Raw genomic sequence first — 16541 nt, 5'->3', positions numbered from 1 at the left:
GGTACTAATGGCCGCTTGCTGTATGCTGCCCCACTCCTGTATAAACCACTCTCTCCAATCGGCACAACTCCTCAACTCGTACTCTCTGTTGTGATAAATGGGGCATACTCTCTTTTTGCAGGTGTCACATGGGTAAATCATGGCTTGTCCTCGTCTGTTTTCCGGCGGCTGAATAATCCTCCGAGCAACAACTCCGCGATCATCTTGCCAATTGTGATTGCAAAGCCCGCAAGGATAAAGCAGGAGAGGGCAAAGAGTACATCGGATGTTGCATTAATCATGGGTAGCCTCCCTTTGTGATTTCGGTATATAAATTCTGTTTTCGTGTTTGCGTTCTGCCTTTCTGACTTCTCCAAGGAGCCGCTCCAAGGCCTTTATTTCCGGTTGATTATTTCTGACATATTGTTCTATGGGTTCAAGTTCTTCCGCCGCGTCTTTGGCGTTTCTGCGCTTCTGACGGGCTTCCCGGAGCCTTATGGCGGCTTTTGCGGTATCCCGATAATTGAGGTTGTCCAGCTCTAATGAGTGTAGGATGTCTTGGGTAATTTTCTCCTGTTTCTCCTGTTCCGCTCGCCGGATGTGATAAATCTGAGCGCTGTCCCGGAGAAAGGAAAGAAACTCCTCAATCGTCTTGCTGGTGTACATCGGTTCCAGCCTCCTTTTGTTTCGCGCCATCCTTTCGTTCTCCATAGCTGCAAAAATCTGTGTCCTTATGCGCAAAATCAAGGTAACCGCACCTGCCGAAATTAGGTGGATGATTTTTCAGACGGTTTGGTCGATCATGCTCATATACAAAATTTTTGCACTCCGCGCACCTACACCCGCCCGCTGCGTGGATGGGATCGATGGTGGGGGCATCTTGGACCATTTCCCAAATAACATCTTCGTCAGAGTTGTCGTAATATGTTGCGTCAAGAATCTGAAGGGAAAGTGCATCTGCATCAATCAGCCGCATCTTCTTCGCCTCCGTCCATCCACGGCCATTTTACTAATTTCATTTTCGCTCCACAATGGGGGCAGTGCGGGGTATCTCCGCATGTCTCGATGTGGCATTCGGAGCATTCGCATGTAAGTCCAAATTCGTCGTCGTGCATAATCCACCGCCCATACACCACCGGTGCGACATCGGCGGCGGGTAGGCCCTTAATTGCTCCTCCTATATTCCACGCTACGGAATCTCCGCAATAATCGTGCATTTTTAGGCAATCTTCGTATTCTTTCTGGCATATACTCAATGCGGCTTCCCGCTCTATGTATTCAGCCATTGGTGCTCCTCCTGTTCCAAAGTTTACGTAATGCTTTCAAGCAAGCATTATCGTGCTCTTGTCTATCTGAATCTCCCCACGGAATTTCAGCATCTATTCTCGCCCCGCAATTACAGCATTCGATGTAACATTCAGGACTTATTTCAAATGCACCCGCTCTAATATCGTCTGAGCCGCAGAATGGGCAGGGTTTTAAATCTTTCATCTATTGCACCTCCCGCAAATAGCGCCCACATATGGGGCAAAAGTGCGCTGGCGCTCCGTCAAGCTCATTATAGTCATCATCAAAAGTGAGCACGTCTTCGTTCAAGCAATATTTGCACCCTTCCAGCCGTTCCCGCTCATTTTGTAAGGCAGCAATTTTAACAAGCTCAATCTCGACGGAATGCTCGCACCTGCTCTTGCCGCGATGATTCGGCATTTTAAGATGCTCACGATAAGATTCAATTCGACACTTACAGCTTTTGATCGCCCGGTCTATTTGCTCTTTTGTCAGGTTATTCATGCCCGTCCACCTCATTCAAAGCTTTTTGTGATTTAAGATACTGCGCTGGCGTTTGCTTGGTGATCGTGATGCTAATTACTTCCGGGTTCCTGACCAACTCAATTGCTTTATTTAGGGTGATATCGTCGCTTTTGTAAGAGAACACCGCGCGGCCACACACAACGTTAAACTTTGCTTTCATTTATTGCACCTCATCCAATATCTCTCTCAGGTCTACGCACTCGCCGAAGTTTATCCACAACAGCAAATTTTCATCGATAGTGTAATAACAATCATCTTCACTGAACCATGCTCCGAGCGCGTGTAATTCTGGTTTTCTCTCGAACGCATACAGATATCCATCTTTGTCACGCGCAACCCACGGCGTGCCCTCTGCCACTCTCCCGCGCATGATTGCGATATCCTGATCGGTGTAGCGTGGGCGGCGGATGATTTTTAGCTCGCCTTGGATGAGCTGGCAAAGATGGCATCCTGGTATCGCTACGTCGGGTCTGCCGTATACAGTTCCATCCTCCTCTATGTGGGCTCGCATATAAAGTGTGCCATAATCTGATCTAACCTCAAATTTTTCGCCTATTTCCAGCGGCGTTTCATCTCCGCCGAGTATGTAACAAATGCGTGGTAATTCTTTTTTCATGGCTCGTCCCTTTCTCCCTGCTACGCCGGGCGGTTTGGTTTTAAAACCTAATTTGCGCTTTAACCGCCTCCAGGCGCTCCAGCGCTTTTTCGTAATAATCCCGGTCGATCTCAAATCCGATATAATCAAATCCCATGTTGTGGCAGGCAATCAGGCTGGACGCGCTGCCTGCGTGAGTGTCGAGGATCTTGTCTCCGGGTTTTGCGTATTTGGATAATAGCCACTCGTAGAGCGCTACCGGCTTTTGCGTGGGATGGATTCTACAATCGTCTTTTTTGCCCTGCGGCGGATACTCAAACACTTTAGATATCGTTCCAAGCCCCTCCGATATGTAGGCAACTTCCGCCATCGACATGGTAAATTTCTCGGATATCGTTTGTTTTTTCCAGACAACGAATCCTTTGTATTCTGGTAATTTAAAATTGTTTGCGCCCCATATGATTTGATTTTGACTTATGCGAAACAACTCATCAAAATATTTTGCGTCTGGCTTTTTTCCGAAAGCTTTCATTGTCCCGTGTTTCCGCATATCTTTTGTGGGGCAATTCTCCGATTCATCTCTATAGGGCGGATCTACAATCGCCAGTTCAAAATATTTGTCCGGGAATTCCCGCATCCCATCCATGCAATCCATGTTGTAAAGTTGATTTAGTTCCAGCGTTTTTATCACCTCGGTTTCGGTTTATGGCGTTTCATGAGATTCTCCGGATCTGTTTTACGCGGTTTTTAAGCCCGTAAGAGGCCTTTTCCATGTCACTCGCGAAATCTTCTTCTAGTATCCGGGTCACTTCATTTTCAAGCCGCGTGAGCCGCTCGTCGCCAAAACCAAATATATTGTTCAGAGCCACGGCGCATAGGTTTAAGGCAAAGTCGAAGCCCTCCGTCGTCGCCTCATGAAGTTCCGCTGCCTTTCGTTGCTGCAACTTTACAGCGTAAGCATTTTTCATTGTCCCGCCTCCCATTCTCGGTAAATTTCGATCCACTGGTCAAGTGGCATTGTTACCAACCACTCACAGTGATTCTTGCGGTGCATTACAACAGGCATTTCGCCTTCCCGTGCGTCCCGCTTCGCCTGCGCTATAGCGTCCTCAATGCAAAGCCGCTCGACCCGTTTGCACTCGATATGGATTCCCGGCAGGCCCACAACATCAGCATCCCCATTGGCTCCGCTGTACTGCTGACCGCGTCTGCAATCATATCCCAGGTCACGCAGTTTCCGGGCAAGCTCCCGCTCCCCTGCGGCTCCTTTTTGGCGGCTGTTCATTCTTCGTACCTCGTCTCGTACTCGCAGAACCGCTGGAACTCCCCTGTAAACGAAAGGGTGATGTATCCTGTTGAACCTTCTTTGTTTTTTGCGATAATGAGCTTGCGGTCTGAGTTTTGCTGTTCCCGGTCAGTCTCGTGTAACAGTAATATCACGTCCGCGTCCTGTTCAATCTGCCCGGATTCTCGAAGGCTTGTCATGTCCGGCTCGCCTTTTCCCTCCCGGTTGAGCTGGGACAGCGCCACAACCGTTATTTTCGACTGCTGCGCCATCGTGTGCAGATCCATCGAGATGTTCGTGACCCGCTCATAAAGCCCCTTCCCTTCGCTTTTTATGAGCGAAAGATAATCGATAAAGATCACGTCTGCCCGCAGCTGCACCGCCTTCGCGCGAATCTGCGCCACCGTCCAGCCCGCCGCCTCCACGACAAATAGCCGCAGGTTTTTGAAACGGTCGTATGCCTCCGCGATCCTTGACCAGTCAGTCACGGTTCCTTCCTTAATCGATGACAGCGGCGTACTCGTGAAGTTCGCCACAATCCGATCCATCAGCTTCATGCCGGACGTTTCCAGACTGAAATAAACCACATTCATTGTTCGTGCCATTGTAAGCATCAGCTGCAAAGTCAGCGCCGTCTTACCCGCCGAAGGCCGTGCGCCGACGATCACATAGTCCCCCCGGTCAATGTATGTAAGCCGGTCAAGCCGTGAAATCCCGGTCTTGATATAGGTTTTTGGCTTCATCTTGGTTTCGTAGAAACGCAGGAACAGATCCTTTGCGGAAAGCTCAGTCTTTGCATCCGTCTCATTGAGTGCTTCGTTCGCCCGCACCGCAAGCGTCCGGCATTCATCGAGTTCTTCTCCTTCCTGCAGGGCCGCTTCCAGGGACTGTGCTTCTCGGTATGCCCGAATCCGGCGTGCCGAGCTTTTCACCAGCCCGATATAGCTTTGAAAGTTTTTGACGGTCGGGGCCGCCGCGCACGCTTCGGCTATCAGGGGCTTGTACGCCTCATCCAGCCTCCCCAGCACCGTGAGCACATCCACCGGCTTATTGAGGTCATAAAGCGCCTTACAGGCCGCATAGACGTTGCGATACTCCACGATCTGAAAATCTTCCAGGCCAATCTGTAAAACCGCCTCCGGCAGAACCGTTTCCGGGCTCATGATGATTGCTCCGATCACCGCCTGCTCCGCTTCTTTGTTTGGGCTAATCAAGGCTGCGCCACCTCCCTGTTTCTTCGCTCTTTGGGATTTCATCCTCCCATCTGTGCCCATTCAGCCATGTCGCCGGATGCGGAATATATTGTCCGCCGTCCTTTTTCCAAGCCGGGCTTTGTTTCTGCCTCTCCAGCGCATTCAGGAGTTTATCCAATAAGGCGCTGTCGGCTTTCAGCTTTTGATATGCTTTCAAAGCGTCCTGCTTTGCAATCTTTTTCGGATAGGCTTTCCAAAAATCGTCGAAGCCATATATATATTCTTTTTTATTATTAATACTTGTATTATTATGGTTGATCTTTTTGTCAATAGGGGTCTTGATCTTTTCGTCAATACCTATTGATCTTTTTGTCAATACCCCCTGATCCAAAACGGGATCAAAAACGATAATTCTGCGGCCATTCCCTGCCTGCTGATCGACGCTGACTTTTATGTACCCGCACTCCTGTAAATGACTGAGCCACCGTGAGACGGTTTCCTTCGACACTTTATAGAGCCTCGAAAAATAACCGTTGCTGGCCCAGGAATATCCTTCTGCCTGTGATAGGCTTGTGAGCTCCGCGAACAGCAGCTTTTCGGCGGGTTTGAGGCGGTCGTCGTACCGGACACATGCCGGAAGCACCGCATAATAGTTCGGTTTTTCCATCTTGTCCTCCTATGCTTTCCACCCGAGTTTCCTGCACATCTCCTCTGTCAGCCGAATCCAGGTGATATGATGGAGCTTATCAAATGGCTCCTGCCCCATTGCGTGCACCTCATTGTGGCACTCCCGGCAGAGCGGCTGCACCCGCTGGCCCTCATGGTGGATATCTTCCCGGTCGCGGCCCATCCCCACGCGATCCCATTCGTGGATATCCGCATGCTTTCCGCAAACGGCACATGTCCGGTGCATTACACAGGCGTACAGATACCGCTGCGTGTCCTCACATAGATTGAGAAGCGTGTCCATGCAGGGAATTCCATACTCGATGCAGAGTTCGATCATCCAGTCGATGAAATCCCGGGCCGTTGACATGTCTGCCGAATTATATGCCCCATCGGATAGGCTGAACAGGTCGATTCCACAGAGCTGGCAATAATGATAAGTCAGCTTCCTGCGAACAGAATCCGTCGAGATGTCGAGCAGATAGTTCATCTGCAAGGCGCACAAGAATTCGTGCTGCCTGCGTTTATCGCTATGCCGGATTCCGGCCACAAAGTCCGCAATGTCGCCTGACAATGCGAAAATCTTGTTGCGTTGGCGCGGACTGATGCTCCTGCCGTCCGGGACCACCAGCCGCACCGTTTTCACCTGATGCTCGACGACTTCGTGCAGGAGGCGTTTATCCGCCTCCAAAACCAGCTTTCCGCCGCCAAAGGAGAGTATCTTCGCTTCAGTATCCATCAGAATGGCGGGTCGGAGGAATCCGTGTCAACCGGCCCATAGTCCGCGCCTTTCGGGACGCTCTGACATCTCACCAGCGTTCCGTAGGTTGTGGATTTTTTGATCTTATCCTGAATCCACTGCGGAAGCTTGTCTATCAACGAAAGGCTCGCGGCGTCGTCCAGGGCAAAATAGGTGAGTTCGCTAACGACTGGCGGAGTCGGCATCCCTTTGGGGATAGACATGATGCTTTTGATGTTGGCATAGACGCTCCCGTTGCGCTCGTTGTGAACGATAGAGAGCTGGCAGGGCTTGCCGAGGACGTTTTGCAGGTCGAAGCCGTCCAATTCCTCCTGCGTGAAGTTCTTGCCGCGCCATGCCTCCAGATGCGTCCGCAGGTTCGCCTTTTCGCTCAGGGAAAGGGTGTATTCGTTGCTGATAACACGCGGCTTCTCCTCCCCGTCAATCTCGATTGTCTCGTCCGTCACTTCCCATGTGAGCAGCACTTTTCGCTGAGTTTTGTCGTATTTCTCGGAATACTGATCCCCAAGGTCGATGATGGAGATACAATTGGCAATATGTACGCCCTCAGAAACAGGTTCAAACGATCCGCCGGATTTTGCGCTTGCAATGATTGGCATGCTTATTCCTCACTTTCAAATTTCAAGGGGCATTTCCCACCCCGTCCATATTCTTCGTATACAATGGGTTCATCCGTAATGATACAGACCTTGCGGGATGGATTGCGTGCGTCCCGCAGGCAGAATGGGCACCACATGCAGACCGTCCGATCCTCCGGGAAATGAACGGTTACAACGGCGTGCCCGGTCGTGTAGAAATCAACTCCGTTCTTCATTTTTATCGGGCTCCGGCTCATATTTTCTTTCCAGTTCCGCAACCTTCCAGCGAAGATAATCTATCTTGCTGTCTCTCTCAGCCAGCGCTGCGTTCAGCGCTTCAAATACTTTGTCCAGCATAACGTCCTCCTTACAGGCAATAGCCCATTTCTTCCAATTCCAGACGGATAAAGTCAAGCCTCTCCTGCCTTTCTGCCGGGAGGCGGTCGTCCTCATAGTCAAACCGCGACGCATACAGATCCCGGTATTCCCAGATCAGGTCATTCGCCCGCTCCTGCTGCCGCGTTCTGGTCGGCGGTTCCAACGGTAGATCCCGCAGCACTTGACTTTTCCCGCCTTTCGTGTTTTAATAAACGTATCTTCAATTTCCATTGTTTGCGCTCTGTCGAGGTGCCAGCCTCGCAGGGCGCATGTTTTTTATCCACGGGATCAGGCTCTCCGTGATCGCCGCGCTGACTGCCAGATATAAACACCACGCCGCGAAAAGCATTATCCAAAACAATCCGTCCGCTGTCATGCTTGTCCCCTCCTTTTCTGCCGCCGCTCCCGGTTTTTACGAATCACTTCTTCCCGGTGTGCCGCATAATATTTGCGATGGTATTCCGTCCGATCCTCCCAATGCCTTTTCCGGGATTGCCGATCCCGCTCGCTCTGTATCCTGCGTTCGTTTTCTTCACAAGGTAGCGCATCTGCCGGATATGGACAGGTCAGACAGGAGTATTCATTCTTGTAATGGTCGCAGAGCTTCAAAACCGTTCCTGCCCTTCCAGTGGCTTATTGGGATATATGATGATTACCCGTGCCCCGTAGGGCTTCATTGTGGATTTTGCCCGCCGTTCCGCCTCTCTTCGCATCGTCTCCCGATCTGCGTCGGTTCCGAGATAGTACCCTTTCCCGTGGGAGCTGGATATGATGTTCACACCCTTTGTGCGCAGGCGTTCGATCTCTTTTCTGACAGCCCGTTCGCTGGTTTTCAGCCTGTCCGCCAGCCAGTACCGGGAAACCGCGTTCTCCTTACCCTCTTTGAGTAAATCCATTACGGTCATGTCTTACACCTCAAATCTATAGGGAAGCTTGTCTCGCTTGTGCAGGTTGTATCTTGCCAGGATTGCCTTTGCATATCGCAGCTGCCGGTAATTGGTGCTCAAATCCGCCTTTCCCATCCGCACGATCTCATCCGGGCTGCATTTCGATAACTGCTTTACAAGCGTCGCATCGTCTACCATATCGCCATAGGTTTTCAGAAAAAGCGTCATGCCCGAAAGGATGTACATAGTCAGCGACTTTCCCTCCCCGTGCCAAGCCTCCTTGATGATCCGTATCATCCGCGCAAAACCGGAAAAACCCAACTCGTCGTAAGCTTTTATTGTTTCGCGGATGGCCGAGATGCTGTTATCCCGCCCGTTACTGGATGTGAAGTTCCATTCGATTCCATTTGCTTTCAGCACCTTTTTGATATCCTCAATGTTGGGAAACTCTCCGGACTCGAACATTGACCGCACATCGTCTTTGGTGTTCAGCTTGGTTTTTGCCGCGTCCAGAAGATGATAGAATTCTGCCTCCTGCTGGTATGTAAGCCCGTAATAGACCTTGCAGGTGACAATCACGTCCACACCGTTGTTCATCTCCCGCAGCGCTGTGATCCGGTGCTGTCCGTCAATCACGTAATATTTGCCGCCACGGCAGTTCACGATGATCTCGTCCATGAGACGTGGATCATAATTTCGAATGATCTTGTCGACATGTCTGCGCTTTACCGGCCTCTGGTAGGCTTGCCCGGAAGTCAGGAGCGCCGTTGACAGCCGCATGATTTTGTAAGAAGTTTTGATATCCACGGGATAGTTACTTTGCCATTTTTGATTCTTTTTTGCCATGTTTCATTTTCCTTTCTGCCATGTCGTAGAAGGGCAGAATTGCCGCCGCCATACGGTCACAGGTATCGTACAGGGCTTGCGCCTGCTCCTTGTCCATGTTCTCAAATGCGGTCATGTGCCGCTCGTCTGCATAGGCTTCCGCCTCTCCTATAAAGCTTTCAGCGAAGGCTGCGAATTCCATGAAGGCCATTTCCGGGGTCGTGACGCATTCTTTGTCGACGTTCTTTAGATCCCGGATGGATTCGTTCATGTCCTTGAAGCGCCTGCCGGGGATAACCACCGGAACGAACGGTTCTGTCTGCGCGTGGTATTCGTCCACCGTCCTGATCTTCTTTGCCGCCAGCATTTCAGCCGCCTCTTTCTGCTTGTCCTCGTCTTTGATCCGCGCCAGTTTGAGTGCATTTTCTCTACTGATACCGGATTCTTTGACCACCGCTTTGACTTCCGGGGATAAATTCTTTGCAACCTGTATTTTCCCTCTGACAGCCCTCTCGGTCATTCCGATCTTTGCAGCCGTATCTGCGGCAAATGATTTTTCTATCGCAGCGGAAGAGTTTTCCGTTGCGATACCCCACCGTTTTTCATTCGTGGCTTTCGCTCCGGCTATGCCCGCTTTGGTGTCCGGGTGCAGTTCCTCGTAAATCTCCTTGCGACGCAAAAGCTGATCTGCTTCATCGATGTGGTTCAGGTTGTGCCGCACAAGGTTCTCGTCGATCTCCGCAAGCTCTGCCTGTAGGCCCTTTAGGTCGACCTGATTGCATTCGATGGTATCGCGCTCCAAACGCTTGACGGCCTCCAACCGGTGTGCGCCTGCTATGAGGTTATATTCCAGATCTATGGTGATGGGGTTGAGCAGTCCGATTTCTTCGATGCTCTGCGCCAGCGACTTCACCTTTTCTTCGTTGAGCGACCGCCGACCGGATTTTACCTTTACTTCGTTCGGGCTGATTCGTATCTGCATGTTCTTTCCTCCTTCCTTCTCTTTTGGGGGGCTTGTCCGTCAGGCTGTCCACCGAAAAGGACCACCCTGGGTATACCAGAGATAAAACGTCGCGGTTGGGATTTTAAATGCCCGGTTGCCCCGGATGTCTTTCTTCCAGCCCAGCCCAAACGGGCAGGCGCCATGCTCAATCGAGGCTCTAAGGCCGTCGTCGTCCATCCCCAGAAATCGTGCCGCTTCAATAAGCGGGATATAAAGCGGATTGCGTTCTATCAGCTCATTAAGCTCGGCCAGCTTATCGGATACGGGCTTTGGAATTGCTAGTGGGTTGAGCATTTTCTAATTCTCCTTTCTCGTAATTATTAGTGCCGCATATGCCATTGAACCAGAAATAACAGAATGTTTATGGACGTACATATCACAGCTACTGTAATGATCCTCTCCGGGCCCAACTCTTCGAAATATACGACCAGCCGTTTCCAAATACGCAATTGTGTATCATTCCTTTTCTGCCGCCCTATGGGCGGCTTTTATTGCTTGTCTTCCTTGTTTATGCTAGAATGTAAAAAAGGAGGGATTTTATGGAGGACAAGACTGAAATTATCCATGCAGTAATTGAACCGCTTAATAAGCTTACCGTGCCCGTCGCTTCTTCGGCAGGGAAAACGCTCTCAGATATTTGGGAGCTTGTATTTGGAGGATTCGGGCTTTACATCGATAAGAAACGCATTCAGCGCACACAGGCGCTTGAAGAATTTAAGCAAACTCTCTCACAAAATGTTAGTGCGATCCCTCCTAATGATCTGATCGAGCCCAAACTCTCTGTTGTTGGGCCAGCTCTCGAAGCATCCAAATATTATTTTGAGGAAAAAGAGCTGAGGGACATGTTTGCCAGCCTCATAGCAAGTGCACTGGATCGAAGAAAAACGGTCGTCTTACATCCGTCCTATGTGGAGATCATCCGACAACTTTCTTCCTTGGATGCTCAAAACTTGGTTTTATTCCAAATGAAAACCCTTCCTGTTGCAAAATATTGGTTCAGCCGTCCGAACGGGAGTCCTGCTCCCACGAATACAATCATTTTTTTATCTAATCCACAGGAAATTGATATTTACAAGCAATCCGTCTCTATGGAACATCTCCGGCATTTGGGATTGCTTGAAATCGATTTTGAGACTCATCTCGTTTCTCCCGATGCTTATCAGGCATTTTATGAAACACCGCTATTTTTGAATTTCAAGAATATTGTAAGTAACTCAGACACGTTCTCAGCTGTCAATATCAAAAAGGGAATTGCCCGTTTAACTACCTTGGGAGAGTTCTTTCTCTATGTCTGCTATCCAGACTTTCCAAAAGGACCTTCTCCAAGTGCTTGGCCGTCTCATCTAAATATTGGTCAACCCGTTTCAGATGTCGGGCTGCGCACAAGCGCGACATAACAAGTGAAACCAAACCTGAAATAACGATGCAGAGAACAAATTCCAATTTATTGCCTCCTCGCCGCCCTATGGGCGGTTTTCTTGTGTGATAAAATAACTAAATATTTGTTTGCTCCTTTTTACCGGCGATGCTATAATCAAAAAAAGGGGGTTAATCTTATGAATAAAAAGTATGAAACCCTAAAAGCTGTCCAAATTGCAGCAAAAAATAATTACTTGAAATGGGTTTCTCCACAAGAGGTTAAGGATGTTTTCCCAAAGGCCGATTATGTATATGTCCGAAAACTGTGTGATGACGGTTATCTCACTATGGAGTCGGGGACGGGAAATGTTGCTATGGAACCCTTGGGCTCTGACCTAATTGACCAATACGAAGAAACCCGTCACGAAATTTTGTTTAACCGATTCATTTCTATTGTTGCAATTCTTCTTTCTGTAATTGGCTGGTTTCTACCTTTTAAATAAAATTGATCCCAAGGAAATTAGAATTGCTAGAATTGGTAAGACCTTATCAACTATTCTCCAAAACTTTCCATATATTGGGTCAAAAAAAGTGACTTCATCTTTTTTAGGTTTCAGTGTCCTGCACCTCCTTATTAAGCGTCGAAAGCTCCACAGCACGATTGGTTTCTGGTATTACAATTTGATTTCATTGGAATCTTCCTTGCACAGCTATAATTACCATTTGTTGCGTTATGCAACATTACTGATAAAAAAAATAGATTCCAAATTGCTCATCAGGTATTTGTAAAAATTTCGCCAGAATTTCCGCTTGTGATAAAGAAAAGGGCCGTAAATTATTGATTTTTTGATTAAATGTAGGCGTTCGGATCTTTAGCGCCTTTGCGCAATTCTCTTGAGTTAGATTCATTTCCTTTATCCGGCCTTTAAGTTTTTGTGTGTTTACCAATTTTTCACCTCCAATTTGTAGCATTATGCAACTTATCTTGCCCTAAGTATATACGCTTTCAAATGCCTTGTCAATAGCTCTGTGCAACTTTTTTAAGAAATATTTTAAAAATATGTTGCAAAGTGCAAATAAGTGTGATATTGTAAGGATACAAGCTTGTGAGGTGAATATAATGGGAAACATTGTTCTTGGCTCTCGGATTAAAGCACGTCGCAAAGAACTGGACCTTACCCTCCAAAATATTGCAGATGAAATTGGCGTTGCTAAATCAACTATACAAAGATACGAGAATGGAAATATTGAAACAATAAAATTACCGGTTGTGGAAGCAATTGCTAGAATTCTTAAAGTTAACCCATCCTATCTATTAGGTAAAACTGATAATAAGGAGCTCGCCACCACAGAGAGCGACGAGCTCCAAGAATATTTGGAATATCTCAAAAATCGCGAGGATGGTCGGATGCTTTTCTCGTTGGCGAAGAATGCCACGAAAGAAGATGTGATGCGCGCCGTCGCAATAATTGAAGCTCTAAAAAAGGAGGAAGAACGGCAGGAATGAGCGATGGAACCGTTTTTGTTCGGTACATTCACGGCTTGCCACTTGCTGCCAAGGGCATAACAACACCAAACCCGGATGGCACATTCTCAGTTTATATCAACGCCGATCTACCAGACTGCATTCAAAAAGAAGTTTATGACCACGAATTATATCATATTGAGCATGACCATTTATACAATTTTGATACAGTGCAAGCGAACGAAGCAGCCGCGAAGGCGCTGAAAGAGACACCGCGAGAAGAACCGGAATCCTCTCCAGAAACCAGCATTCAAATAAGCAAACCAAAATGTAAGAAAAAGACACCCACACCAAAGTATCCCACCAGTCCAAATGAGCTATGGGAACACAATCAAAAGATGTTGCTGCGATGGGAAGAAAAGTGGCTATATGACGTAGGGTAATAGTCGCGCTCCATGCGGAGCGCGTGGATAGAAATCCTCCGTTGTCGCTTATAAGGTTTGGGCACCACGGGTCGCGCTCCATGCGGAGCGCGTGGATAGAAAAAAAGAAATGGAGGCGCAACGGATGCCCCGGCCAAAAAAAGAACAGCCCAACCACGCGGGCGGGCTGTATGAAGTCAAAATTACCATTGGAAAGACGCTCGACGGCAAGCTGCTGCGCAAGAGCTTTTACAGCTCCATTAGCAAAGACGACGCGCGGCGGCAGGCTGAGGAATGGAAGATCCAGCGGGAGGTGGCGAACCGGACGGGCATAAGCGATGGGCCCGGTAATCGTCAAAACTTTGGGGCTTGGGCGCTGCAATGGCTTGAAGCTAAACGCGGAACGGTAAAGCCCTACACCTATCAAAACACATACAAGGTCAAGCTTGAAAAGTATATCCTTCCCTATTTTGGAAAAGCCGATGTATCCGGCGTCAAACAAATTGATGTGCAAAACTTTCTGAATTCGTATTCCTATTTATCCGAGGATATGCTTGATACTTTGCGTATGATCTTGCGATCCATATTTGACGCGGCTATCGATAACGACCTGTGTTATAAAAATCCTGCAAAGAATGTGAAAATCAAGTCCACATATCAGCCATCAGGGCGAAAGGTGTACACGTTAGAGCAAGCAGATAAGCTTTATGAATATGCTCGCGAAAAAGAAATAATCGACTTTATGATCCTCTTAAAAACCGGGATTCGGCGAAGTGAGCTTCTAGCGCTCAAATGGGAGGATATCGATACAAAGCAGCGTTTAATACATATACGAGCTGCCGTTACCCCCTCTGTTCATGAAACCGTAGAAGGGCCCACAAAGTCCCTGTCCGGCACGAGGTATATACCGATTAGCCAAGAGCTGGCGGACATTCTGGTAACCCATAAGGGCTCAGGATATGTTATTGAGGGATCGCGGCCAGAATCGTTTCTAAGCCCAACGACCTATGCAAAACGGTTTTCACGCGCCATGCATGAAGCTGCGGAAGCATTATCTATACCCGAACTGACACCACATGAATTGCGACATACTTTTGGCACCCTCTTGCGCGAAATGGGTGCGGACGTGTATACTATACAAAAAGTGATGGGGCATTCAGACATTGGGATTACTGCAAAAATCTACGTGCATAATGATCTTGATGTTCTAAGAAAAAGCATGGGCTTATAGCTCATTTTTTATCCAACCGAATACGACACTTATACGACATAAGGGATGTTTTATAACGGGTTAATTAGCACTTTTTCATGTTGATACGAAAATAAAAAAGCCTCGCAGAACCCCATAAAAAGGCATTCTACGAGACTTTACAATGGCTGGGCCAGCTGGATTCGAACCAGCGAATGCAGCAGTCAAAGTGCTGTGTCTTACCGCTTGACGATGGCCCAATTCAGAAATTCCCCGCCCGCGATGCGGCCGGGGAATTCTTTTTTAATGGGGTGGAAGATGGGATTCGAACCCACGATCTCCAGTGCCACAAACTGGCGCTTTAACCAACTAAGCTACATCCACCATATGGCGCGCCAAAAGGGACTCGAACCCCTGACCTACTGCTTAGAAGGCAGTTGCTCTATCCAGCTGAGCTATTGGCGCAGACTTTACAGTCGCCTGATTTGCTCTTGCCTGGAATTGGAGCGGGTGATGGGAATCGAACCCACGTGTTCAGCTTGGAAGGCTGACATTCTACCATTGAACTACACCCGCAGGCTTTCAGCGACGCATTTTATTTTACCAAATCGTGACGCACTTGTCAATAGGGTTTTCCTTTATTTCTCAGCATTGTTTCGGGGCTGTTTCCCCGTTGTTGCCAAAACATGAACCACCTGTGAATTCTGGGGGGCTGGGGGCGATTTTCTTGCAATTCTCGGCATTTTACGCTATACTATATGAGCCTTATTATGCGTTTTGCGCTGTTTTCTGGCTTTTTATACAGGAAAAACCTTGTCACGGAGGATTTTATCATGGTAAAAATTTCCCCTTCCATTTTGGCCTGTGACTTCACCCGGCTTGGGCAGGAGGTCGCCGACATGCGTGCGGCCGGCGTGGAAATGGTCCATGTCGATGTGATGGACGGCCATTTTGTCCCCAATATTTCGATCGGTCTGCCGGTGGTTTCTTCCCTGCGCAAAAAGACCGACCTGCCGCTCGACGTCCATCTGATGATCAGCGACCCGCTCACCTATGCGCCGCAGTTCTGCGACGCGGGCGCGGATATTGTCGTCTTTCACCTCGAAAGCGAATCCGATCCGCAGGCGGTCCTGGATGCGATCCGGAAGAAGGGCAAAAAGGCCGGCGTTTCCATTAAGCCCCAAACCCCGGCCGAAGCGGTTTTTCCCTATCTTTCCCAGCTTGATATGGTGCTCGTCATGACGGTGGAGCCGGGCTTCGGCGGGCAGAAGTTCATGTCTGATATGTGCCCGAAGATCGCCGCCGTACGCGCCGAATGCAGCCGGCTTGGCATCTCGATGGACATCGAGGTGGATGGCGGCATTGACAATAACACCATCTCTCAGGCGGCAAATGCCGGTGCGAACGTCTTTGTCGCAGGCAGCGCGCTGTTCGGCAAACCGGATTACCTTTCCGCTGTGAGGGCGCTGCGTGAAAACGCTTCACGCGCCTGATTCAGCCGAAATAAGCTGAAATCAGGTCCACCGCGTCTTCCCGCACCACCAGTTCGCCATGTTCTTCGAGCCACGCCGCAGCGAGCGGCCCTTCCCCGCAGCGTTCGGCATATTCGTCCAGGAAAGACAGGGTGATATTTTCCACCGTATCAAGCGGATAGATCATCAGCTTCCAGCCGCCGTCCAGCCGGTAAAGAGCGCTTTTGCGGATGCGGTGCGAACAGCGGCGAAACAGTTTGACCGAACCGTTTATCAGGGTATCCACATCGGTAAAGGAATAGATCACCGGCACGGAAACCGGCCTGCGCACCTTCCAGCGTTTGGTTTTCAGGCGGCTCAGGTCGGAAAGATATACGGTGCAGCCACCCGCGTCATCCGGATACACCTCGATGAAAACCTTTGCGCGCGGGGAAAAATCGGTCGTCATCCGCGCTGTTTCCAGAAGCGACAGGAACAGCGCGCGGGATTTCGGGTCGGCGCAGTCGATCTCGTCAAAGGCGAGCCCCGCGGCCCGCAAATCCGCTTCGGTAAGCTGGATTTGGAGCCTGCGCGGGCTGATTTGTTTGATTTCCACTCATACCACTCCTCACGCGGCGCCGTCGGCAGCCGCATTATCACTATATGATCGGCATCATTCTTTGATTATCGGAGG

29 protein-coding genes and 4 tRNA genes are annotated in these 16541 nt (G+C 49.2%); 6 read left to right on the top strand and 27 right to left on the bottom strand.

What is annotated here, in order from left to right:
* Positions 1–137: 137 nt before the first annotated feature.
* The 22 genes from BN4275_RS17165 to BN4275_RS02850 form a co-directional block, all read right to left on the bottom strand.
* Positions 138–281 (bottom strand): hypothetical protein, encoded by a 144-nt coding sequence (locus BN4275_RS17165; protein ID WP_154018802.1) that lies wholly within the window; start codon positions 279–281, stop codon positions 138–140.
* Entirely contained in the window at positions 274–645 is a 372-nt protein-coding gene (locus BN4275_RS02940) for a hypothetical protein (RefSeq protein WP_066453617.1), read from the bottom strand. Before BN4275_RS02940 ends, BN4275_RS17165 begins: the two co-directional genes overlap by 8 nt.
* Complete coding sequence (locus BN4275_RS17160; RefSeq protein ID WP_154018801.1) at positions 623–955, bottom strand: hypothetical protein; 333 nt, start codon at positions 953–955, stop codon at positions 623–625. Before BN4275_RS17160 ends, BN4275_RS02940 begins: the two co-directional genes overlap by 23 nt.
* Complete coding sequence (locus BN4275_RS02930; RefSeq protein WP_066453611.1) at positions 942–1265, bottom strand: hypothetical protein; 324 nt, start codon at positions 1263–1265, stop codon at positions 942–944. Before BN4275_RS02930 ends, BN4275_RS17160 begins: the two co-directional genes overlap by 14 nt.
* A complete protein-coding gene (locus BN4275_RS16880; protein WP_079988028.1) occupies positions 1258–1470 on the bottom strand; it encodes a Lar family restriction alleviation protein in 213 nt (70 codons plus the stop codon). Before BN4275_RS16880 ends, BN4275_RS02930 begins: the two co-directional genes overlap by 8 nt.
* Positions 1471–1770, bottom strand: a complete 300-nt coding sequence (locus tag BN4275_RS02925) for a hypothetical protein (RefSeq protein WP_066453610.1) — start codon at positions 1768–1770, stop codon at positions 1471–1473. It abuts the gene before it with no gap.
* Complete coding sequence (locus BN4275_RS02920) at positions 1763–1951, bottom strand: hypothetical protein (protein WP_066453608.1); 189 nt, start codon at positions 1949–1951, stop codon at positions 1763–1765. The genes BN4275_RS02925 and BN4275_RS02920 overlap by 8 nt, the downstream gene beginning before the upstream one ends.
* Complete coding sequence (locus BN4275_RS02915) at positions 1952–2407, bottom strand: hypothetical protein (RefSeq protein WP_066453601.1); 456 nt, start codon at positions 2405–2407, stop codon at positions 1952–1954. It abuts the gene before it with no gap.
* 40 nt (positions 2408–2447) lie between these two features.
* Complete coding sequence (locus BN4275_RS02910; protein ID WP_202614980.1) at positions 2448–3023, bottom strand: DNA methyltransferase; 576 nt, start codon at positions 3021–3023, stop codon at positions 2448–2450.
* A gap of 76 nt (positions 3024–3099) precedes the next feature.
* Positions 3100–3354 carry a hypothetical protein gene (locus tag BN4275_RS02905; protein WP_066453599.1) on the bottom strand — a complete coding sequence of 85 codons (255 nt, stop codon included), beginning with the start codon at positions 3352–3354 and terminating at the stop codon, positions 3100–3102.
* Entirely contained in the window at positions 3351–3671 is a 321-nt protein-coding gene (locus BN4275_RS02900; protein WP_066452437.1) for a putative PDDEXK endonuclease, read from the bottom strand. Before BN4275_RS02900 ends, BN4275_RS02905 begins: the two co-directional genes overlap by 4 nt.
* On the bottom strand, positions 3668–4885 hold the full coding sequence (locus BN4275_RS02895) for a replicative DNA helicase (RefSeq protein ID WP_066453597.1): 1218 nt from the start codon (positions 4883–4885) through the stop codon (positions 3668–3670). The genes BN4275_RS02900 and BN4275_RS02895 overlap by 4 nt, the downstream gene beginning before the upstream one ends.
* A complete protein-coding gene (locus BN4275_RS02890) occupies positions 4878–5531 on the bottom strand; it encodes a helix-turn-helix domain-containing protein (protein WP_066453595.1) in 654 nt (217 codons plus the stop codon). Before BN4275_RS02890 ends, BN4275_RS02895 begins: the two co-directional genes overlap by 8 nt.
* A gap of 9 nt (positions 5532–5540) precedes the next feature.
* Complete coding sequence (locus BN4275_RS02885; protein ID WP_066453593.1) at positions 5541–6269, bottom strand: putative HNHc nuclease; 729 nt, start codon at positions 6267–6269, stop codon at positions 5541–5543.
* Complete coding sequence (locus BN4275_RS02880; RefSeq protein ID WP_066453590.1) at positions 6269–6889, bottom strand: phage replication initiation protein, NGO0469 family; 621 nt, start codon at positions 6887–6889, stop codon at positions 6269–6271. The genes BN4275_RS02885 and BN4275_RS02880 overlap by 1 nt, the downstream gene beginning before the upstream one ends.
* 2 nt (positions 6890–6891) lie before the next feature.
* Positions 6892–7104, bottom strand: a complete 213-nt coding sequence (locus BN4275_RS02875; RefSeq protein ID WP_066453587.1) for a hypothetical protein — start codon at positions 7102–7104, stop codon at positions 6892–6894.
* Positions 7088–7225 (bottom strand): hypothetical protein, encoded by a 138-nt coding sequence (locus BN4275_RS17155; RefSeq protein ID WP_154018800.1) that lies wholly within the window; start codon positions 7223–7225, stop codon positions 7088–7090. The genes BN4275_RS02875 and BN4275_RS17155 overlap by 17 nt, the downstream gene beginning before the upstream one ends.
* 10 nt (positions 7226–7235) lie before the next feature.
* On the bottom strand, positions 7236–7427 hold the full coding sequence (locus tag BN4275_RS02870; RefSeq protein ID WP_066453583.1) for a hypothetical protein: 192 nt from the start codon (positions 7425–7427) through the stop codon (positions 7236–7238).
* Between the two features lie 424 nt (positions 7428–7851).
* Positions 7852–8151 (bottom strand): helix-turn-helix domain-containing protein, encoded by a 300-nt coding sequence (locus tag BN4275_RS02865; protein ID WP_066453581.1) that lies wholly within the window; start codon positions 8149–8151, stop codon positions 7852–7854.
* Positions 8152–8154: 3 nt separating this feature from the next.
* Positions 8155–8979 (bottom strand): DUF6551 family protein, encoded by an 825-nt coding sequence (locus tag BN4275_RS02860; protein WP_066453579.1) that lies wholly within the window; start codon positions 8977–8979, stop codon positions 8155–8157.
* A complete protein-coding gene (locus BN4275_RS02855) occupies positions 8948–9940 on the bottom strand; it encodes a ParB/RepB/Spo0J family partition protein (protein ID WP_066453571.1) in 993 nt (330 codons plus the stop codon). The genes BN4275_RS02860 and BN4275_RS02855 overlap by 32 nt, the downstream gene beginning before the upstream one ends.
* Before the next feature lie 39 nt (positions 9941–9979).
* The gene (locus BN4275_RS02850) at positions 9980–10255 is read right to left on the bottom strand and encodes a hypothetical protein (RefSeq protein WP_066453569.1); all 276 of its coding nucleotides are present in this window, start codon (positions 10253–10255) and stop codon (positions 9980–9982) included.
* 245 nt (positions 10256–10500) lie between these two features.
* On the opposite strand from BN4275_RS02850, the gene BN4275_RS02845 reads away from it, so the two are divergent.
* The 5 genes from BN4275_RS02845 (at position 10501) to BN4275_RS02820 (ending at position 14438) form a co-directional block, all read left to right on the top strand.
* Entirely contained in the window at positions 10501–11358 is an 858-nt protein-coding gene (locus tag BN4275_RS02845; protein ID WP_066453566.1) for a DUF4393 domain-containing protein, read from the top strand.
* Positions 11359–11517: 159 nt separating this feature from the next.
* Positions 11518–11823 carry a hypothetical protein gene (locus BN4275_RS02840; protein ID WP_066453563.1) on the top strand — a complete coding sequence of 102 codons (306 nt, stop codon included), beginning with the start codon at positions 11518–11520 and terminating at the stop codon, positions 11821–11823.
* Positions 11824–12440: 617 nt separating this feature from the next.
* On the top strand, positions 12441–12827 hold the full coding sequence (locus tag BN4275_RS02830) for a helix-turn-helix domain-containing protein (protein WP_066453559.1): 387 nt from the start codon (positions 12441–12443) through the stop codon (positions 12825–12827).
* Positions 12824–13228: a hypothetical protein gene (locus tag BN4275_RS02825; protein WP_066453558.1), complete on the top strand. Its 405-nt coding sequence runs from the start codon at positions 12824–12826 to the stop codon at positions 13226–13228. Before BN4275_RS02830 ends, BN4275_RS02825 begins: the two co-directional genes overlap by 4 nt.
* Before the next feature lie 124 nt (positions 13229–13352).
* Complete coding sequence (locus BN4275_RS02820; RefSeq protein ID WP_066453557.1) at positions 13353–14438, top strand: tyrosine-type recombinase/integrase; 1086 nt, start codon at positions 13353–13355, stop codon at positions 14436–14438.
* A 143-nt stretch (positions 14439–14581) separates the two neighbouring features.
* On the opposite strand, the gene BN4275_RS02815 is transcribed toward BN4275_RS02820, so the two are convergent.
* The 4 genes from BN4275_RS02815 to BN4275_RS02800 all read right to left on the bottom strand — a co-directional run bounded on the left by BN4275_RS02815 (position 14582) and on the right by BN4275_RS02800 (position 14972).
* Positions 14582–14656, bottom strand: a tRNA-Gln gene (locus BN4275_RS02815).
* Positions 14657–14703: 47 nt separating this feature from the next.
* A tRNA-His gene (locus BN4275_RS02810) sits at positions 14704–14780 on the bottom strand.
* Positions 14781–14784: 4 nt separating this feature from the next.
* Positions 14785–14861 (bottom strand) — tRNA-Arg (locus tag BN4275_RS02805).
* 37 nt (positions 14862–14898) lie between these two features.
* A tRNA-Gly gene (locus tag BN4275_RS02800) sits at positions 14899–14972 on the bottom strand.
* A 257-nt stretch (positions 14973–15229) separates the two neighbouring features.
* Here BN4275_RS02800 and rpe point away from each other — a divergent pair.
* Positions 15230–15889, top strand: coding sequence for a ribulose-phosphate 3-epimerase (rpe, locus tag BN4275_RS02795; RefSeq protein WP_066454963.1), 660 nt, complete (start codon positions 15230–15232; stop codon positions 15887–15889).
* Between the two features lies 1 nt (position 15890).
* On the opposite strand, the gene BN4275_RS02790 is transcribed toward rpe, so the two are convergent.
* Positions 15891–16463: an adaptor protein MecA gene (locus BN4275_RS02790; RefSeq protein ID WP_066453554.1), complete on the bottom strand. Its 573-nt coding sequence runs from the start codon at positions 16461–16463 to the stop codon at positions 15891–15893.
* Positions 16464–16541 lie beyond the last annotated feature (78 nt).

Origin of the sequence: Anaerotruncus rubiinfantis (assembly GCF_900078395.1) — a bacterium.
Taxonomy (GTDB): domain Bacteria; phylum Bacillota; class Clostridia; order Oscillospirales; family Ruminococcaceae; genus Anaerotruncus; species Anaerotruncus rubiinfantis.
Note: the sequence above shows the minus strand (reverse complement) of the source record. Positions and strands in the feature narration are given on the sequence as shown.

Bases quoted from the DNA above. Each gene is read 5' to 3' on its own strand.
- BN4275_RS02840 (WP_066453563.1), top strand. From the start codon at position 11,518: ATGAATAAAAAGTATGAAACCCTAAAAGCTGTCCAAATTGCAGCAAAA.
- BN4275_RS02915 (WP_066453601.1), bottom strand. From the start codon at position 2,407: ATGAAAAAAGAATTACCACGCATTTGTTACATACTCGGCGGAGATGAA.
- BN4275_RS02830 (WP_066453559.1), top strand. From the start codon at position 12,441: ATGGGAAACATTGTTCTTGGCTCTCGGATTAAAGCACGTCGCAAAGAA.
- BN4275_RS02910 (WP_202614980.1), bottom strand. From the start codon at position 3,023: ATGCGGGAATTCCCGGACAAATATTTTGAACTGGCGATTGTAGATCCG.
- BN4275_RS02900 (WP_066452437.1), bottom strand. From the start codon at position 3,671: ATGAACAGCCGCCAAAAAGGAGCCGCAGGGGAGCGGGAGCTTGCCCGG.
- BN4275_RS02930 (WP_066453611.1), bottom strand. From the start codon at position 1,265: ATGGCTGAATACATAGAGCGGGAAGCCGCATTGAGTATATGCCAGAAA.
- BN4275_RS02875 (WP_066453587.1), bottom strand. From the start codon at position 7,104: ATGAAGAACGGAGTTGATTTCTACACGACCGGGCACGCCGTTGTAACC.
- BN4275_RS17155 (WP_154018800.1), bottom strand. From the start codon at position 7,225: ATGCTGGACAAAGTATTTGAAGCGCTGAACGCAGCGCTGGCTGAGAGA.
- BN4275_RS02845 (WP_066453566.1), top strand. From the start codon at position 10,501: ATGGAGGACAAGACTGAAATTATCCATGCAGTAATTGAACCGCTTAAT.
- BN4275_RS02820 (WP_066453557.1), top strand. From the start codon at position 13,353: ATGCCCCGGCCAAAAAAAGAACAGCCCAACCACGCGGGCGGGCTGTAT.
- BN4275_RS17160 (WP_154018801.1), bottom strand. From the start codon at position 955: ATGCGGCTGATTGATGCAGATGCACTTTCCCTTCAGATTCTTGACGCA.
- BN4275_RS02890 (WP_066453595.1), bottom strand. From the start codon at position 5,531: ATGGAAAAACCGAACTATTATGCGGTGCTTCCGGCATGTGTCCGGTAC.
- BN4275_RS17165 (WP_154018802.1), bottom strand. From the start codon at position 281: ATGATTAATGCAACATCCGATGTACTCTTTGCCCTCTCCTGCTTTATC.
- BN4275_RS02885 (WP_066453593.1), bottom strand. From the start codon at position 6,269: ATGGATACTGAAGCGAAGATACTCTCCTTTGGCGGCGGAAAGCTGGTT.
- BN4275_RS02940 (WP_066453617.1), bottom strand. From the start codon at position 645: ATGTACACCAGCAAGACGATTGAGGAGTTTCTTTCCTTTCTCCGGGAC.
- BN4275_RS02880 (WP_066453590.1), bottom strand. From the start codon at position 6,889: ATGCCAATCATTGCAAGCGCAAAATCCGGCGGATCGTTTGAACCTGTT.
- BN4275_RS02855 (WP_066453571.1), bottom strand. From the start codon at position 9,940: ATGCAGATACGAATCAGCCCGAACGAAGTAAAGGTAAAATCCGGTCGG.
- BN4275_RS02850 (WP_066453569.1), bottom strand. From the start codon at position 10,255: ATGCTCAACCCACTAGCAATTCCAAAGCCCGTATCCGATAAGCTGGCC.
- BN4275_RS02905 (WP_066453599.1), bottom strand. From the start codon at position 3,354: ATGAAAAATGCTTACGCTGTAAAGTTGCAGCAACGAAAGGCAGCGGAA.
- BN4275_RS02825 (WP_066453558.1), top strand. From the start codon at position 12,824: ATGAGCGATGGAACCGTTTTTGTTCGGTACATTCACGGCTTGCCACTT.
- BN4275_RS02860 (WP_066453579.1), bottom strand. From the start codon at position 8,979: ATGGCAAAAAAGAATCAAAAATGGCAAAGTAACTATCCCGTGGATATC.
- BN4275_RS02920 (WP_066453608.1), bottom strand. From the start codon at position 1,951: ATGAAAGCAAAGTTTAACGTTGTGTGTGGCCGCGCGGTGTTCTCTTAC.
- BN4275_RS02865 (WP_066453581.1), bottom strand. From the start codon at position 8,151: ATGACCGTAATGGATTTACTCAAAGAGGGTAAGGAGAACGCGGTTTCC.
- BN4275_RS02925 (WP_066453610.1), bottom strand. From the start codon at position 1,770: ATGAATAACCTGACAAAAGAGCAAATAGACCGGGCGATCAAAAGCTGT.
- rpe (WP_066454963.1), top strand. From the start codon at position 15,230: ATGGTAAAAATTTCCCCTTCCATTTTGGCCTGTGACTTCACCCGGCTT.
- BN4275_RS16880 (WP_079988028.1), bottom strand. From the start codon at position 1,470: ATGAAAGATTTAAAACCCTGCCCATTCTGCGGCTCAGACGATATTAGA.